Here is a 16,269-nt window from a genome sequence, read left to right as displayed (position 1 = left end):
CATGAACTTTGATTACAACGAAACACAACTAATGATTGCACAGTCTATAAAAGACTTTGCAGAAAAGAATATTAGACCTCATATAATGGAATGGGACGAAGCGCAAATTTTTCCAATTAAGTTATTTAAGCAACTTGGCGAGATGGGTTTCATGGGAGTTTTGGTTCCAGAGGAATATGGCGGTTCGGGTCTAGGTTATCATGAATATGTTACAATAATTGAAGAAATTTCTAAGGTAGATCCGTCAATAGGATTGTCGGTTGCGGCACATAACTCTTTATGCGCCAATCATATTTTGACTTTTGGAAACGAAGAACAAAAGAAAAAATGGCTTCCGAAACTGGCTACAGCTGAACATATAGGAGCGTGGGGTCTAACCGAGCATAATACTGGCTCTGATGCTGGAGGAATGAATACAACCGCTGTTAAAGATGGTGACCATTGGATTGTAAATGGGGCAAAAAACTTTATTACGCATGGTATATCTGGAGATATTGCTGTTGTAATAGTTCGTACTGGTGAAAAAGGTGATTCTAAAGGAATGACAGCTTTTGTATTTGAAAAAGGGATGAAAGGTTTTTCGTCTGGCAAAAAAGAAAATAAATTAGGAATGAGGGCAAGTGAAACTGCTGAATTAGTTTTTGACAGCTGCCGTGTTCCTGATGCAAATAGATTAGGAGAAGTAGGTGAAGGTTTTGTTCAGGCTATGAAAATTCTTGATGGCGGAAGAATCTCTATCGGAGCTCTTTCTTTAGGAATTGCAAAAGGAGCGTATGAAGCGGCATTGAAATATTCAAAAGAAAGACATCAGTTTGGCCAACCTATTAGTAATTTTCAGGGAATCTCTTTTAAATTGGCTGATATGGCAACAGAGATTGAAGCTTCGGAATTATTGCTGCATAAAGCTGCTTTTTTAAAACAACAGCATAAACAAGTAACTACCGCTGGAGCTATGGCAAAAATGTATGCTTCTGAAGCATGTGTAAAAATTGCAAATGATGCGGTTCAGATTCATGGAGGTTATGGGTATACTAAAGATTTTCCTGTAGAAAAGTTCTACAGAGATTCTAAATTATGTACTATAGGAGAAGGAACAACTGAAATTCAAAAGTTGGTTATTTCTAGAAATCTGTTGAAATAACAGCGTTTAAAAGGTAAATGCAGTGCATGAGAAATGATTTTTTTTCTGGTTTTAAGCCGTAAATGAAAAATAATTCAAAATTTATAACTCATAATTAATAATTAATACATACATTTGCAGCCTTAACGAGAGGAGGTGTCTATATTATGTTAATTATACCAATTAAAGACGGAGAAAATATCGATAGAGCATTAAAGCGCTATAAAAGAAAATTTGATAAAACAGGAACTGTTCGTCAATTAAGAGCACGTACTGCTTTTATTAAGCCTTCTGTTATCAAAAGAGCTCAAATCCAAAAAGCGGCTTACATTCAAGGCTTGAAAGATAGTTTAGAAAGTTAATATCAGCTTTTAGAAAATAATTACCGTTAGTGGTCAAAATGTTTTAATTTTGATGCTAACGGTTTTTTTTATGCTTAATTTTTAGATTTTATGAAAACGAATAAAGAGGCTTTTTCGGATTATCTTTTGCTGGAAAAAAAATATTCTTCGCATACGGTTGGGGCTTACTTGAGTGATATAATGTCTTTTGAGTCTTTTGTGAAGGAGTCTTTTGGTCAGGAAAGTATTGATTTGGTAAGTTATAGTCAGGTGAGAAGTTGGATTGTTTTTTTAGTTGATCAGGATATTTCAAATGTTTCTGTTAATAGAAAAATGGCTTCTTTGAAAGCTTTTTATAAGTTTCTTTTAAAATCAAAACAAATAGAGGTTAGTCCCATGTTGAAGCATAAGTCATTGAAAACTCCAAAAGTGATTCAGGTTCCTTTTTCGGAAAAAGAGCTTAAAGATCTGCTTGAGGTTATAGATGTCTCTGTTGGTTTTGAAGAGATTCGAGATAGGCTTATTGTGGAGATGTTTTATGTTACAGGGATGCGTCGTGCGGAATTAATTCATTTGATGATTAAAAATGTTGATCGTTCAAGTAATGCAATTAAGGTTTTAGGGAAAAGAAATAAAGAGCGCATTATTCCGATTTTACCAATTATTGCTGATCAGATTGATTTATATATAAAGGAAAGGGATGGTTTGGAAAATTTGGTTGATTCGGACTATTTTTTTGTTTCGAAAAAAGGGTTAAAATTGAGCGAATCTTTTGTTTATCGTTTAATAAATTCATACTTTAGTAGGGTCTCAGAAAAGGTAAAAAAAAGTCCGCATGTGCTTAGGCATACTTTTGCAACTCACCTATTGAATAATGGGGCAGATTTGAATTCAGTTAAAGAGTTATTAGGGCATTCTAGTTTGGCATCTACACAGGTTTATACACATAATAGTCTGGCGGAACTTAAAAAAGTATATAAAGGTGCGCATCCAAGAAGTAAATAGTAATTCTAAATGTTAATCCTAAATTTTTTATTATGAAGGTAGATGTTCATGCAGTTAATTTTGCTGTCGACAGAAAGTTGGTCGATTTTATCCAAGAAAGAATGGGTAAGCTAGAGAAATACTACGATCGAGTGGTTTCATCAGATGTTTTTTTAAAAGTTGAAAGAACAAGTGATAAAGAGAATAAGGTGGTGGAGATAAAGATTAATGTTCCTGGTGATGATTTTTTGGTGAAAAAACAGTGTAAAACATTTGAAGAAGCCGTTGAGCTTTCTGCAGAGTCGTTAGAACGTTTGCTTGTAAAAAGGAAGGAAAAAATAAGAGCGCATATTTAATTGAAATTTTTTTTGAAAAAATGTTTTGATTAAAAGATAAAATAGCTACATTTGCAGTCCGTTAGAAATAGCGGACTTTTTTAATGCATTCGCCGATGTAGCTCAGCTGGCTAGAGCAGCTGATTTGTAATCAGCAGGTCGTGGGTTCGAGTCCCTCTATCGGCTCAGAAAATTTCAAATGCGATTTGGAATTTGGTTCTTTAAAATGATGGAATTTTAAAATTAGGGGAGATACTCAAGCGGCCAACGAGGGCAGACTGTAAATCTGCTGTGTGAACTTCGCAGGTTCGAATCCTGCTCTCCCCACAACAAAAAAGAGGTTAAGATTTTGGGTCTTGGATTTTAGATTGTTGAAAATCTGAGGTTTGGATTCGGAAATCTCAAATCAGAACTCTCTGCCGGTGTAGCTCAGGGGTAGAGTGCTTCCTTGGTAAGGAAGAGGTCTCGGGTTCAAATCCCGACATTGGCTCAAGTAAGTAGGAAATTGAAAATTAATATATAACTAAGATTAAAAATTAAGTAAAATGGCAAAGGAGAATTTTAATCGTTCCAAACCGCACTTAAACATAGGTACAATTGGACACGTAGATCACGGAAAAACTACATTAACTGCTGCAATTACAAAAGTATTGTCAGATGCTGGTTACTGTCAAGCAAAATCGTTTGATCAAATCGATAACGCTCCAGAGGAGAAAGAAAGAGGTATTACTATTAATACATCACACGTAGAGTACGAAACTGCTAACCGTCACTACGCTCACGTTGACTGTCCAGGTCACGCGGATTACGTAAAGAACATGGTTACTGGTGCTGCTCAAATGGACGGAGCTATCTTAGTAGTTGCTGCTACAGATGGTCCAATGCCACAAACTCGTGAGCACATTCTTTTAGGTCGTCAGGTTGGTATTCCAAGAATCGTTGTTTTCATGAACAAAGTGGATATGGTTGATGATGCTGAGTTATTAGAGCTTGTTGAAATGGAAATTAGAGATTTATTATCTTTCTACGAATATGATGGAGATAATGGTCCTGTAGTTCAAGGTTCTGCTTTAGGAGGATTAAACAATGATCCAAACTGGGTACCTAAAATTATCGAATTAATGGAAGCTGTTGACAACTGGATCGAAGAGCCAGTACGTGACGTTGCTAAACCATTCTTGATGCCAGTTGAGGACGTATTTACAATTACAGGTCGTGGAACTGTTGCTACAGGTCGTATCGAAACTGGAGTTGCTAACACTGGAGATCCTGTTGAAATCATTGGTATGGGAGCTGAAAAATTAACTTCTACTATTACAGGAGTTGAGATGTTCCGTAAAATCCTTGATAGAGGTGAAGCTGGAGATAACGTAGGTTTATTGTTAAGAGGTATTGATAAAGCTGATATCAAAAGAGGTATGGTTATTATTAAGCCAGGTTCAGTAAAACCACACGCTAAATTCAAAGCTGAGGTTTATATCTTGAAAAAAGAAGAAGGTGGACGTCACACTCCATTCCATAATAACTACCGTCCACAGTTCTACGTACGTACAACTGACGTAACAGGAGTTATTACTTTACCAGCAGGTGTAGAGATGGTAATGCCAGGTGATAACTTAACTATTGAAGTTGCTTTATTAAGCCCAATCGCTATGAACGTAGGTTTACGTTTTGCTATCCGTGAAGGTGGTAGAACAGTTGGAGCTGGTCAGGTTACTGAAATCGTAGAGTAATTCTATAAATAAATAAAAGCCAGTGAATTTCTTATTTGAAATCACTGGCTTTAATTACGGGCGTAGTTCAAGGGTAGAATAGCGGTCTCCAAAACCGTTGATGGGGGTTCGAATCCCTCCGCCCGTGCAATAAAAAATATATCAAATGACAAAAGTTACTAATTATTTATCAGAGGCTTTCGAAGAGTTAAAGTCAAATGTTACTTGGCCAGCTTGGGCTGAAGTTCAAAAATTGACAATTGTTGTGGCTGTATTTTCGATTTTATTCGCTTTGGCAACATGGGGAGTAGACGAATTTTTTGCAAAAGCTTTGGCTGGATTTTTTAACTGGTTAAAAGGATAATTTTTTTGTGATGGCAGATAATAATGTGAAAAAATGGTACGTAGTTAGAGCGGTTAGTGGTCAAGAAAATAAAGTGAAAGCTTATATCGAGACTGAGATTGCGAGATTAGGTATGGAGGATTATGTTTCTCAAGTTTTAGTTCCTACTGAAAAAGTAGTTACTGTAAAAGATGGGAAAAAATCATCTAAGGATAAAGTTTACTTTCCTGGATATGTTATGATTGAAGCTAACTTAGTTGGTGAAATCCCTCATATTATTAAGTCAATTACTAGTGTTATTGGATTTTTGGGAGAAACTAAGGGTGGAGAACCTGTTCCTTTAAGACTTTCTGAAGTAAACCGTATGTTAGGTAAAGTAGATGAGTTAGCTGTAAATACAGATACTCGTTCTATTCCATTTAGTGTTGGGGAAACGGTTAAGGTTATTGATGGACCTTTCAATGGATTTAATGGATCTGTTGAGAAAATCAATGAAGAAAAGCGTAAGCTTGAGGTAATGGTTAAGATTTTCGGAAGAAAAACTCCATTAGAATTAAGTTTTATGCAAGTAGAAAAAGTATAATTTTTTGTTACACTATAATAAACCATTGTAATCGCTTCCATTGATTACAGTGTTAAATTTTTTAAAAATGGCTAAAGAAATTAGTAAGGTAGTTAAACTACAAGTTAAGGGAGGTGCTGCGAACCCGTCGCCACCGGTTGGACCTGCTTTAGGAGCTGCTGGGGTTAATATCATGGAGTTTTGTAAGCAATTTAATGCTAGAACTCAAGATAAACCTGGCAAAATTTGTCCAGTGCAAATCACTGTGTACAAAGACAAATCATTTGATTTTGTTGTTAAGACTCCTCCAGCAGCAGTTCAGTTAATGGAAGCTGCAAAGCTAAAATCTGGTTCTGGTGAGCCTAATCGTAAAAAAGTAGCTAGCGTTACTTGGGAACAAATTAGAACTATCGCTGAAGACAAAATGCCAGACTTAAATGCTTTCACAATTGAGAAAGCTATGAGTATGGTTGCTGGAACAGCTAGATCTATGGGTATAACTGTATCAGGAGATGCTCCTTTTTAATTAAGAAAAAGAAATGGCAAAATTAACAAAAAAGCAAAAAGAGGCTGCTTCAAAAATTGAAAAGAACAAATTATACTCTTTAAAAGATGCTGCTGCATTAATTAAAGTTGTTGCTTCTGCAAAATTTGATGAGTCTGTTGATATCGCAGTTCGTTTGGGTGTTGATCCAAGAAAAGCGAATCAAATGGTAAGAGGTGTGGTAACTTTACCTCACGGAACAGGAAAAGACGTTAAAGTATTAGCGTTGGTTACTCCAGATAAAGAGGCTGAAGCAAGAGAGGCTGGAGCAGATCACGTTGGTCTTGACGATTACTTACAAAAAATTAAAGACGGTTGGACAGATGTTGATGTTATCATCACTATGCCTGCTGTAATGGGTAAATTAGGTCCATTAGGTCGTATTTTAGGACCTAGAGGTTTAATGCCAAACCCTAAAACAGGTACTGTAACTATGGATGTTGCAAAAGCTGTTCAAGAGGTTAAAGCTGGTAAAATTGACTTTAAAGTTGATAAAACTGGTATCGTACACGCAGGAATCGGTAAAGTTTCTTTTGGAGCTGAGCAGATTGTTGACAACGCACACGAAATTATTCAAACATTAATAAAACTTAAACCAACTGCTGCTAAAGGTACATACATTAAAGGTATTCACCTTACAAGCACAATGAGTCCTGCTATCGCATTAGACCCAAAAGCAGTATAATTGGTAGTTAAAAATTTTTAGTATGACTAGAGAAGAAAAATCAATCGCGATTGAAAATTTAACTGCGCAGTTAGCTGGTACAAATATCATTTATGTATCTGATATTTCTGGTTTAAACGCAGAGACAACTTCAAACTTACGTAGAGCTTGTTTTAAAGCAGGTATCAAATTAGAGGTTGTAAAGAACACTTTGCTTGCAAAAGCAATGGAAGCTTCTTCTAATGATTATGGTGATTTACCTACAGTTTTAAGTGGTAATAGTGCTATCTTTATTTCTGATGTTGCTAACGCACCTGGAAAAATTATCAAAGATTTCCGTAAGAAATCTGATAAACCAGTTTTAAAAGGGGCTTACATCAACTCTGAAGTATATATTGGGGACAACCAATTAGATGCATTAGCTACAATTAAATCTAAAGAAGAGCTTATTGGAGAAATCATTGGATTATTACAATCTCCAGCTCAAAGAATTATTTCTGCTTTACAAAACAAATTCGCTGGAAGCGAAGAAGAAGGAGCAGAGTAATTATCGTAAGGAGGTTTGCTTCCTTACTGCTTAATTAGCGCACAATAATTAAATTATATTTTTTACACAAATCATTTTAAACGATAGAAAAAATGGCAGATTTGAAACAATTCGCAGAACAATTAGTTAACTTAACAGTTAAAGAAGTTAACGAATTAGCAACAATATTAAAAGATGAGTACGGAATCGAGCCTGCTGCTGCTGCTGTAGTAGTTGCTGCTGGTGGAGGAGACGGTGCTGCTGAAGAAGCACAAACTGAATTTACAGTTGTATTGAAAGATGCAGGAGCTTCTAAATTAGCTGTTGTAAAATTAGTTAAAGAATTAACTGGTTTAGGTCTTAAAGAAGCTAAAGATGTAGTTGACGGTGCACCAAGCAACGTTAAAGAAGGTGTTTCTAAAGAAGAGGCTGAAGGTCTTAAAAAATCTTTAGAAGAGGCTGGAGCTACTGTTGAGCTTAAATAATTAAACTCAGTTTAAGAACTAGGTTTAGGTCTTGAGTTAACACTCAAAGACCTAAACCATTTTTCGTATAATAAAATATATTAAGTTTTATTATCCCATAGTTTAAAATACGAAAAAGTTTTAGATCAATACGAAGAAAGAAAATCGGCTTTTTTTTATAGTTTATTTTTAAAGATGTATTGATTATAATAAGAAAGTATAGATTAAACAGTGTGTTTTTACACAAACAAAAATTACTTTTTTTTAATCAAAATTTTGTCCATTGATGATAACAAATCAGACTGAAAGATTGAATTTTGCCTCTACAAAAAATATCCCTGACTATCCAGATTTCTTAGATGTTCAGGTTAAATCTTTTAAAGATTTCTTTCAATTAGAAACGAAATCTGACGAAAGAGGCAACGAAGGGTTATACAACACCTTCATGGAAAACTTCCCAATTACAGATACAAGAAACAACTTTGTATTGGAATTCCTAGATTATTTTGTTGATCCTCCACGTTATACAATTCAAGAATGTATAGAGAGAGGTCTTACTTATAGTGTGCCTTTAAAAGCTAGGTTAAAACTATACTGTACAGATCCAGAACACGAAGATTTTGAAACAATTGTGCAAGATGTTTATCTTGGAACAATACCTTACATGACTCCTAGTGGTACTTTTGTTATTAATGGTGCCGAGCGTGTTGTAGTATCTCAATTACACCGTTCTCCAGGGGTTTTCTTTGGACAGTCATTCCACGCAAATGGAACTAAACTTTATTCTGCAAGAGTAATTCCTTTTAAAGGATCTTGGATAGAATTCTCTACTGATATCAACAGCGTAATGTACGCATATATCGATAGAAAGAAAAAATTACCTGTAACAACTTTATTCCGTGCTATCGGTTTCGAAAGAGATAAGGATATCCTTGAAATTTTCGACTTAGCTGAAGAAATTAAAGTTTCTAAAACTGGTATTAAGAAATATATTGGAAGAAGGCTTGCTGCGCGTGTATTGAACACATGGCACGAGGATTTCGTAGATGAAGATACTGGAGAGGTAGTTTCTATCGAGCGTAACGAAATCATCCTTGATCGTGATACAATTATCGACAAAGATAATGTTGAAGAGATCATCGATTCTAACGTTAAATCTATTTTGTTGCACAAAGAAGATAATAACCAAGCAGATTATGCTATTATCCACAACACGTTACAAAAGGATCCAACTAACTCTGAAAAAGAAGCTGTAGAGCACATTTACCGTCAGTTGCGTAATGCTGAACCGCCTGATGAGGAAACTGCTCGTGGTATTATAGATAAATTGTTCTTCTCTGATCAACGTTATAACTTAGGTGAAGTTGGTCGTTACAGAATGAACAAAAAATTAGATTTAGATATCCCTATGGATAAGCAAGTGCTTACTAAAGAGGATATCATTACAATCGTAAAATATTTGATCGAATTGATCAACTCTAAAGCAGAGATTGATGATATTGATCACTTATCAAACCGTCGTGTTAGAACAGTTGGAGAACAATTGTCTCAACAATTCGGTGTTGGTTTAGCACGTATGGCTAGAACTATTCGTGAGAGAATGAACGTTAGAGATAACGAGGTGTTTACACCAATTGATTTGATTAATGCTAAAACATTATCATCAGTTATTAACTCTTTCTTTGGTACTAACCAGTTATCTCAATTTATGGATCAAACGAATCCATTAGCTGAGATTACACACAAAAGAAGACTTTCTGCACTTGGACCAGGTGGACTTTCGAGAGAGAGAGCTGGTTTCGAGGTTCGTGACGTTCACTATACTCACTATGGTCGTTTATGTCCGATTGAAACTCCTGAGGGACCAAACATTGGTTTGATTTCATCTCTTGGGGTTTATGCGAAAGTAAACGGAATGGGATTCATTGAAACTCCATACCGTAAAGTAACTAATGGTGTAGTTGATTTAGAAAGTACTCCAGTTTACCTAAGTGCTGAAGAAGAAGAAGGTAAAATGATTGCTCAGGCAAACATTGAAATGGATGCTACAGGTAAAATTACAGCTAGCAATGTTATTGCTCGTGAGGAAGGTGACTTCCCGGTTGTTGAGCCATCAGTAGTTCATTATACAGACGTTGCACCAAACCAGATCGCTTCGATTTCTGCATCATTGATTCCTTTCTTGGAGCATGATGATGCGAACCGTGCGTTGATGGGATCTAACATGATGCGTCAGGCAGTTCCTTTGATCCGTCCTGAAGCGCCGATTGTTGGTACAGGTTTAGAGCGTCAGGTAGCTTCAGATTCAAGAGTATTGATCAATGCTGAAGGGCATGGTACTGTTGAATACGTAGATGCTAACATCATTACTATTAAATACGATCGTACAGAAGACGAGAGAATGGTAAGTTTTGATGCTGATGAGAAAACGTACAACTTAATTAAATTTAGAAAAACCAATCAAGGTACAAGTATCAACTTGAAACCTATCGTAAGAAGAGGTGATAGAGTTGTTCCTGGACAAGTATTGTCTGAAGGATATGCTACTCAAAATGGAGAATTAGCTTTAGGTAGAAACTTAAAAGTTGCGTTCATGCCATGGAAAGGGTACAACTTCGAGGATGCGATTGTAATTTCTGAAAAAGTAGTTCGCGATGATATTTTTACTTCTATCCACGTTGATGATTATTCATTAGAGGTTAGAGATACTAAGTTAGGAAACGAAGAGTTAACAAACGATATTCCTAACGTTTCTGAAGAAGCTACTAAAGATTTAGATGAAAACGGTATGATTAGAATTGGAGCCGAGGTTAAACCTGGCGACATTTTGATCGGAAAAATTACACCAAAAGGGGAATCAGATCCTACTCCAGAGGAGAAATTGCTTCGTGCAATCTTCGGGGATAAAGCAGGTGATGTAAAAGATGCTTCATTAAAAGCTTCTCCATCTTTACATGGTGTAGTTCTTGATAAAAAATTATTTGCAAGAGCCGTAAAAGATAAACGTAAACGTACTCAGGATAAAGATGCTTTAGGCGCGTTAGAAATGGAATTCGAAACTAAATTTGTTGAATTAAAAGACAGATTAGTTGAGAAGTTATTCTTGATCGTTAACGGAAAAACATCTCAAGGTGTAATGAATGATTTGGGTGAAGAAGTTTTACCAAAAGGTAAAAAATATACTCAAAAAATGCTTTACGCAGTAGAAGATTTTGCTCACTTAAGCAAAGGTCAATGGGTTGCTGATGACGCTACAAATAAAATGGTTAATGATTTAATTCATAACTATAAAATTAAGCTGAACGACTTACAAGGAGCTTTAAGAAGAGAGAAATTCACTATTACAGTTGGAGATGAATTACCATCTGGAATCTTGAAATTGGCTAAAATCTATATCGCTAAAAAACGTAAGTTAAAAGTTGGTGATAAAATGGCGGGTCGTCACGGTAACAAAGGTATTGTTGCTAGAATCGTTCGTCATGAAGATATGCCTTTCTTAGAAGATGGAACACCGGTAGATATTGTATTGAACCCACTTGGGGTACCTTCACGTATGAACATTGGTCAGATTTATGAGACTGTTCTTGGATGGGCTGGTATGAACTTGGGTAGAAAATTTGCTACTCCAATTTTCGACGGTGCTTCTCTTGACGAGATCAACGCTTTGACTGATGAGGCTAACGTACCACGTTTTGGACATACCTATCTTTATGATGGTGGAACTGGTGAGCGTTTTGCACAAAAAGCGACTGTGGGTGTAATTTACATGCTTAAATTAGGACACATGGTTGATGATAAGATGCACGCACGTTCTATCGGACCATACTCATTGATTACGCAACAGCCACTTGGAGGTAAAGCTCAATTTGGAGGTCAGCGTTTTGGAGAGATGGAGGTTTGGGCACTTGAGGCTTATGGAGCTTCTAGTACACTACGTGAAATCTTAACTGTTAAGTCTGATGACGTTATTGGTAGAGCTAAAACTTACGAGGCTATCGTTAAGGGTGAAACTATGCCAGAACCAGGTTTACCAGAATCATTCAATGTATTAATGCACGAATTGAAAGGTCTAGGTTTAGATCTTCGTTTGGAAGAATAATAAAAGTTTTGGAATCAGTCTCATTTTTTAATGGGACTGATTACTCATTTATAATAAGTTTTTAAAGATTTATACCCGTAACCCGTTCCGATTTTTTATAACAATGCAAGGCATTTTATAACTAGCACTTCAAACAAGAATTTGAGGTTTAGAGAAGTAACCCGAGGTAGTAGCTGAATGATTAACTCTTAATTTTTTAAGAGTAGATTATAAATCTAAATTCAATTTTTTAATTGCAAATAAATCAATAGTAAAAACTATGATGAATAACAGAAACAATAAAGATAAGAATCCAGTAAAAAGATTTAACAAAATTTCTATTGGATTGGCTTCACCAGAATCTATCTTGAAAGAATCAAGAGGAGAGGTTTTAAAGCCAGAAACTATTAACTATAGAACTCACAAACCAGAGCGTGACGGACTTTTCTGCGAAAGAATCTTTGGACCAGTAAAAGATTTCGAATGTGCTTGTGGTAAGTATAAAAGAATTCGTTACAAAGGTATCATCTGTGACCGTTGTGGTGTTGAAGTTACTGAGAAAAAAGTACGTCGTGATAGAGTAGGACACATCAACCTTGTTGTGCCAATTGCTCATATCTGGTACTTCCGTTCTCTTCCAAACAAAATTGGTTATATCCTTGGTCTTCCATCTAAGAAATTAGACATGATCATTTACTACGAAAGATACGTAGTAATCCAAGCTGGTATTGCTAAAAATGCAGATGGAGAATCTTTACAAAGATTAGATTTCTTAACTGAAGAAGAATACTTAAACATTTTAGATACTCTTCCGCAAGAAAACCAATATTTAGATGATTTAGATCCAAACAAATTTGTTGCCAAAATGGGAGCAGAGTGTATTATGGATTTATTAGCTCGTATTGACCTAGATGCTTTATCTTATGAATTAAGACACAGCGCTAACAACGAGACTTCTAAACAAAGAAAAACTGAAGCTTTAAAAAGATTACAAGTTGTTGAGTCTTTCCGTGAGTCTAACGAAAACCGCGAAAATCGTCCTGAGTGGATGATCATGAAAGTGGTTCCAGTTATTCCACCAGAATTACGTCCGCTTGTGCCGCTTGATGGAGGTCGTTTTGCAACTTCAGATTTGAACGACTTATATCGTCGTGTAATCATCCGTAATAACCGTTTGAAAAGATTAATGGAGATTAAAGCTCCAGAAGTTATCTTAAGAAACGAGAAACGTATGTTACAAGAATCTGTAGATTCATTATTCGATAACACACGTAAAGCTTCTGCTGTTAAAACAGAATCTAACAGACCATTAAAATCATTATCTGACTCATTAAAAGGTAAGCAAGGACGTTTCCGTCAAAACTTACTTGGAAAACGTGTGGATTATTCTGCTCGTTCGGTAATTGTCGTTGGTCCAGAGTTAAAATTATACGAGTGCGGATTGCCAAAAGATATGGCTTCTGAATTATACAAACCTTTCGTTATCCGTAAATTGATTGAAAGAGGTATTGTAAAAACAGTAAAATCTGCTAAGAAAATCATTGACAAAAAAGAGCCGGTAGTTTGGGATATTTTAGAAAATGTAATTAAAGGACACCCAGTATTACTGAACCGTGCTCCTACTTTGCACAGACTTGGTATTCAGGCTTTCCAGCCAAAATTAATTGAAGGAAAAGCGATCCAGTTACACCCATTAGTATGTACGGCTTTCAACGCCGATTTCGATGGTGACCAGATGGCGGTTCACTTACCATTAGGACCAGAAGCTATTTTAGAGGCACAATTATTAATGTTGGCTTCTCACAATATCTTGAACCCTGCAAATGGTGCTCCAATTACTGTACCTTCTCAGGACATGGTCTTGGGTCTATATTATATGACCAAAGAGCGTATTTCTACAGAAGATCACAAAATTTTAGGTCAAGATTTGACTTTCTATTCTGCTGAAGAAGTAAACATTGCATTAAACGAAGGAAGATTAGAATTGAATGCTCGTGTGAAAATTAGAGCAAAAGATTTTAATGACGCTGGAGAATTAGTGTACAAAATTATTCAAACAACTGCAGGACGTGTATTATTTAACGAAGTAGTACCTGAAGCAGCTGGATATATCAATGACGTATTAACAAAGAAAAACCTTAGAGATATTATCGGACACATTTTAAGTGTGACTGATGTACCTACAACGGCAGCTTTCTTGGATAATATGAAAGATATGGGTTATAAATTCGCATTTAGAGGAGGTTTATCATTCTCTTTAGGTGATATTAGAATCCCAGAACAAAAAACGAAGTTAATTGCAGATGCTAGAGAGCAAGTTGAAGGTATCTCAACTAACTATAACATGGGTCTTATCACAAATAACGAGCGTTACAACCAAGTTATTGACGTATGGACTTCAGCAAATGCTCAGTTAACAGAATTAGCAATGAAAAATATTAGAGAAGACCAACAAGGTTTCAACTCTGTATATATGATGCTTGACTCTGGGGCGAGGGGTTCTAAGGAACAGATTCGTCAGTTAACTGGTATGCGTGGTTTGATGGCTAAGCCTAAAAAATCTACTGCTGGCGGTGGTGAGATTATTGAAAACCCGATTCTTTCTAACTTTAAGGAAGGTCTTTCGATCCTTGAGTACTTCATTTCTACTCACGGTGCTCGTAAAGGTCTTGCGGATACGGCTCTTAAAACGGCCGATGCTGGTTACTTAACAAGAAGGCTTCATGACGTTTCTCAAGATGTTATTGTTAACATCGAAGATTGTGGAACTTTAAGAGGTGTTGAAGTTGCGGCATTGAAGAAAAATGAGGAAATCGTTGAATCTTTAGGAGAGAGAATTTTAGGACGTGTTGCATTACAAGACGTTATCAATCCTCTTACTAACGAAGTAATGGTTAAATCTGGAGAGCAAATTACTGAAGCAATTATGAGAACTATCGAAGCTTCTCCAATTGAAAAAGTAGAAGTTAGATCTCCATTAACTTGTGAAGCTTTAAAAGGTATTTGTGCTAAATGTTACGGTAGAAACTTAGCTACAGGTAAGATGACACAAAGAGGTGAAGCTGTCGGAGTTATTGCAGCTCAGTCTATTGGAGAGCCAGGTACACAGTTGACACTTCGTACGTTCCACGTTGGAGGGGTTGCTGGAGGTATTTCTGAAGAGTCTAGTATTGTTACAAGATTCGCAGGTAGACTTGAAATTGAAGATTTAAAAACAGTTAAAGGTGAAGATGGAGAAGGAAACTCTGTTGATATCGTAGTTTCACGTTCAACTGAACTGAAATTAGTTGACGAGAAAACTGGAATTGTTTTAAATACACATAATATTCCTTACGGTTCTAGTATCTTCGTTGGAGATGGAGAAACTGTAGCAAAAGGAACTGTAATCTGTAAATGGGATCCATATAACGGTGTAATTGTTTCTGAGTTTACAGGTAAGATTGCTTACGAGGATTTAGAGCAAGGACAATCGTTCATGGTTGAGATCGATGAGCAGACTGGTTTCCAGGAAAAAGTAATTTCTGAGGCTAGAAACAAAAAATTAATCCCAACTTTATTAGTTTATGGTAAAGAAGGTGAATTGATTCGTTCTTACAACTTACCAGTAGGTGCACACTTAATGGTTGAAAATGGCGAGAAAATTAAAGCAGGTAAAGTATTAGTAAAAATCCCACGTCGTTCTTCTAAAGCAGGCGATATCACGGGAGGTTTACCAAGAATTACTGAGCTTCTTGAGGCTCGTAACCCTTCAAACCCAGCAGTTGTATCTGAAATTGATGGAGTTGTATCTTTCGGTAAAATCAAAAGAGGTAACCGTGAGATCGTTATCGAGTCTAAATTTGGTGAGATTAAAAAGTATTTAGTTAAACTTTCTAGCCAAATCTTAGTACAAGAAAATGACTTCGTAAGAGCGGGAGTTCCATTGTCTGATGGTGCTATTACACCAGATGATATCTTAAGAATTCAAGGTCCAGCTGCTGTTCAACAGTATTTGGTAAATGAAATTCAAGAGGTTTACCGTTTGCAAGGGGTAAAAATTAATGATAAGCACTTTGAGGTTGTAATTCGTCAAATGATGCGTAAAGTAAGAGTTGAGGATCCAGGAGATACTTTATTCTTAGAAGATCAATTAATTCATACTAAAGACTTTATTGTTCAAAACGATAAATTATATGGTATGAAAGTGGTAGAAGATGCTGGAGATTCTTCAGTATTAAAACCTGGTCAGATCATTACACCTCGTGAGTTACGTGATGAAAATTCATTATTGAAACGTACAGATAAAAATCTTGTTGTAGCAAGAGACGTAATTACTGCAACTGCAACGCCAGTTTTACAAGGTATTACAAGAGCTTCGTTACAAACTAAATCATTTATTTCTGCGGCTTCATTCCAGGAGACAACGAAAGTACTTAACGAAGCTGCAGTAGCTGGTAAAGTAGATGATCTAGAAGGATTAAAAGAAAATGTAATTGTTGGACACAGAATTCCTGCGGGAACTGGTATGAGAGAGTACGATAACACTATCGTAGGATCTAAAGATGATTACAACGAAATGATGGCTAATAAAGAAGAATACATTTATTAATTAGGAAA

13 protein-coding genes and 4 tRNA genes are annotated in these 16,269 nt (G+C 36.0%); all 17 read left to right on the top strand.

Annotated features, from left to right (window positions below; all coding sequences use genetic code 11):
* The first annotated feature begins 1 nt into the window (after position 1).
* The 17 genes from AAYQ05_RS08805 (at position 2) to rpoC (ending at position 16,261) form a co-directional block, all read left to right on the top strand.
* On the top strand, positions 2 to 1,141 hold the full coding sequence (locus AAYQ05_RS08805) for an acyl-CoA dehydrogenase family protein (protein ID WP_343542720.1): 1,140 nt from the start codon (positions 2 to 4) through the stop codon (positions 1,139 to 1,141).
* Between the two features lie 146 nt (positions 1,142 to 1,287).
* Positions 1,288 to 1,482 (top strand): 30S ribosomal protein S21, encoded by a 195-nt coding sequence (gene rpsU / locus AAYQ05_RS08800; protein ID WP_026730435.1) that lies wholly within the window; start codon positions 1,288 to 1,290, stop codon positions 1,480 to 1,482.
* 90 nt (positions 1,483 to 1,572) lie between these two features.
* Positions 1,573 to 2,466 (top strand): tyrosine-type recombinase/integrase, encoded by an 894-nt coding sequence (locus tag AAYQ05_RS08795; RefSeq protein WP_343542718.1) that lies wholly within the window; start codon positions 1,573 to 1,575, stop codon positions 2,464 to 2,466.
* A gap of 32 nt (positions 2,467 to 2,498) precedes the next feature.
* Positions 2,499 to 2,801: a ribosome hibernation-promoting factor, HPF/YfiA family gene (hpf, locus tag AAYQ05_RS08790; RefSeq protein WP_179001097.1), complete on the top strand. Its 303-nt coding sequence runs from the start codon at positions 2,499 to 2,501 to the stop codon at positions 2,799 to 2,801.
* 91 nt (positions 2,802 to 2,892) lie between these two features.
* A tRNA-Thr gene (locus AAYQ05_RS08785) sits at positions 2,893 to 2,966 on the top strand.
* A gap of 60 nt (positions 2,967 to 3,026) precedes the next feature.
* Positions 3,027 to 3,107 (top strand) — tRNA-Tyr (locus AAYQ05_RS08780).
* A gap of 91 nt (positions 3,108 to 3,198) precedes the next feature.
* Positions 3,199 to 3,270 (top strand) — tRNA-Thr (locus tag AAYQ05_RS08775).
* A 55-nt stretch (positions 3,271 to 3,325) separates the two neighbouring features.
* Positions 3,326 to 4,513, top strand: a complete 1,188-nt coding sequence (gene tuf, locus AAYQ05_RS08770; protein WP_109192121.1) for an elongation factor Tu — start codon at positions 3,326 to 3,328, stop codon at positions 4,511 to 4,513.
* 56 nt (positions 4,514 to 4,569) lie between these two features.
* Positions 4,570 to 4,640 (top strand) — tRNA-Trp (locus tag AAYQ05_RS08765).
* Positions 4,641 to 4,658: 18 nt separating this feature from the next.
* Positions 4,659 to 4,856, top strand: a complete 198-nt coding sequence (secE, locus tag AAYQ05_RS08760; protein WP_008466927.1) for a preprotein translocase subunit SecE — start codon at positions 4,659 to 4,661, stop codon at positions 4,854 to 4,856.
* A 10-nt stretch (positions 4,857 to 4,866) separates the two neighbouring features.
* Complete coding sequence (gene nusG, locus AAYQ05_RS08755; RefSeq protein WP_008466925.1) at positions 4,867 to 5,418, top strand: transcription termination/antitermination protein NusG; 552 nt, start codon at positions 4,867 to 4,869, stop codon at positions 5,416 to 5,418.
* Between the two features lie 67 nt (positions 5,419 to 5,485).
* Entirely contained in the window at positions 5,486 to 5,923 is a 438-nt protein-coding gene (rplK, locus tag AAYQ05_RS08750) for a 50S ribosomal protein L11 (protein WP_008466923.1), read from the top strand.
* Between the two features lie 13 nt (positions 5,924 to 5,936).
* Complete coding sequence (gene rplA / locus AAYQ05_RS08745; protein WP_025572415.1) at positions 5,937 to 6,626, top strand: 50S ribosomal protein L1; 690 nt, start codon at positions 5,937 to 5,939, stop codon at positions 6,624 to 6,626.
* 22 nt (positions 6,627 to 6,648) lie between these two features.
* On the top strand, positions 6,649 to 7,152 hold the full coding sequence (rplJ, locus tag AAYQ05_RS08740; protein ID WP_111422296.1) for a 50S ribosomal protein L10: 504 nt from the start codon (positions 6,649 to 6,651) through the stop codon (positions 7,150 to 7,152).
* 92 nt (positions 7,153 to 7,244) lie between these two features.
* Entirely contained in the window at positions 7,245 to 7,616 is a 372-nt protein-coding gene (gene rplL / locus AAYQ05_RS08735) for a 50S ribosomal protein L7/L12 (protein WP_008466917.1), read from the top strand.
* 265 nt (positions 7,617 to 7,881) lie between these two features.
* Positions 7,882 to 11,694, top strand: a complete 3,813-nt coding sequence (gene rpoB / locus AAYQ05_RS08730) for a DNA-directed RNA polymerase subunit beta (protein WP_281631391.1) — start codon at positions 7,882 to 7,884, stop codon at positions 11,692 to 11,694.
* A gap of 259 nt (positions 11,695 to 11,953) precedes the next feature.
* Positions 11,954 to 16,261, top strand: coding sequence for a DNA-directed RNA polymerase subunit beta' (gene rpoC / locus AAYQ05_RS08725; protein WP_343542712.1), 4,308 nt, complete (start codon positions 11,954 to 11,956; stop codon positions 16,259 to 16,261).
* Positions 16,262 to 16,269 lie beyond the last annotated feature (8 nt).

The sequence above is a fragment of the Flavobacterium movens genome (genome assembly GCF_039581425.1).
Taxonomy (GTDB): Bacteria; Bacteroidota; Bacteroidia; order Flavobacteriales; family Flavobacteriaceae; genus Flavobacterium; species Flavobacterium luteolum.
This window is presented reverse-complemented; position numbering and strand designations above follow the sequence as displayed.

Bases quoted from the DNA above. Each gene is read 5' to 3' on its own strand.
- AAYQ05_RS08805 (WP_343542720.1), top strand. From the start codon at position 2: ATGAACTTTGATTACAACGAAACACAACTAATGATTGCACAGTCTATA.
- rpsU (WP_026730435.1), top strand. From the start codon at position 1,288: ATGTTAATTATACCAATTAAAGACGGAGAAAATATCGATAGAGCATTA.
- AAYQ05_RS08795 (WP_343542718.1), top strand. From the start codon at position 1,573: ATGAAAACGAATAAAGAGGCTTTTTCGGATTATCTTTTGCTGGAAAAA.
- hpf (WP_179001097.1), top strand. From the start codon at position 2,499: ATGAAGGTAGATGTTCATGCAGTTAATTTTGCTGTCGACAGAAAGTTG.
- tuf (WP_109192121.1), top strand. From the start codon at position 3,326: ATGGCAAAGGAGAATTTTAATCGTTCCAAACCGCACTTAAACATAGGT.
- secE (WP_008466927.1), top strand. From the start codon at position 4,659: ATGACAAAAGTTACTAATTATTTATCAGAGGCTTTCGAAGAGTTAAAG.
- nusG (WP_008466925.1), top strand. From the start codon at position 4,867: ATGGCAGATAATAATGTGAAAAAATGGTACGTAGTTAGAGCGGTTAGT.
- rplK (WP_008466923.1), top strand. From the start codon at position 5,486: ATGGCTAAAGAAATTAGTAAGGTAGTTAAACTACAAGTTAAGGGAGGT.
- rplA (WP_025572415.1), top strand. From the start codon at position 5,937: ATGGCAAAATTAACAAAAAAGCAAAAAGAGGCTGCTTCAAAAATTGAA.
- rplJ (WP_111422296.1), top strand. From the start codon at position 6,649: ATGACTAGAGAAGAAAAATCAATCGCGATTGAAAATTTAACTGCGCAG.
- rplL (WP_008466917.1), top strand. From the start codon at position 7,245: ATGGCAGATTTGAAACAATTCGCAGAACAATTAGTTAACTTAACAGTT.
- rpoB (WP_281631391.1), top strand. From the start codon at position 7,882: ATGATAACAAATCAGACTGAAAGATTGAATTTTGCCTCTACAAAAAAT.
- rpoC (WP_343542712.1), top strand. From the start codon at position 11,954: ATGATGAATAACAGAAACAATAAAGATAAGAATCCAGTAAAAAGATTT.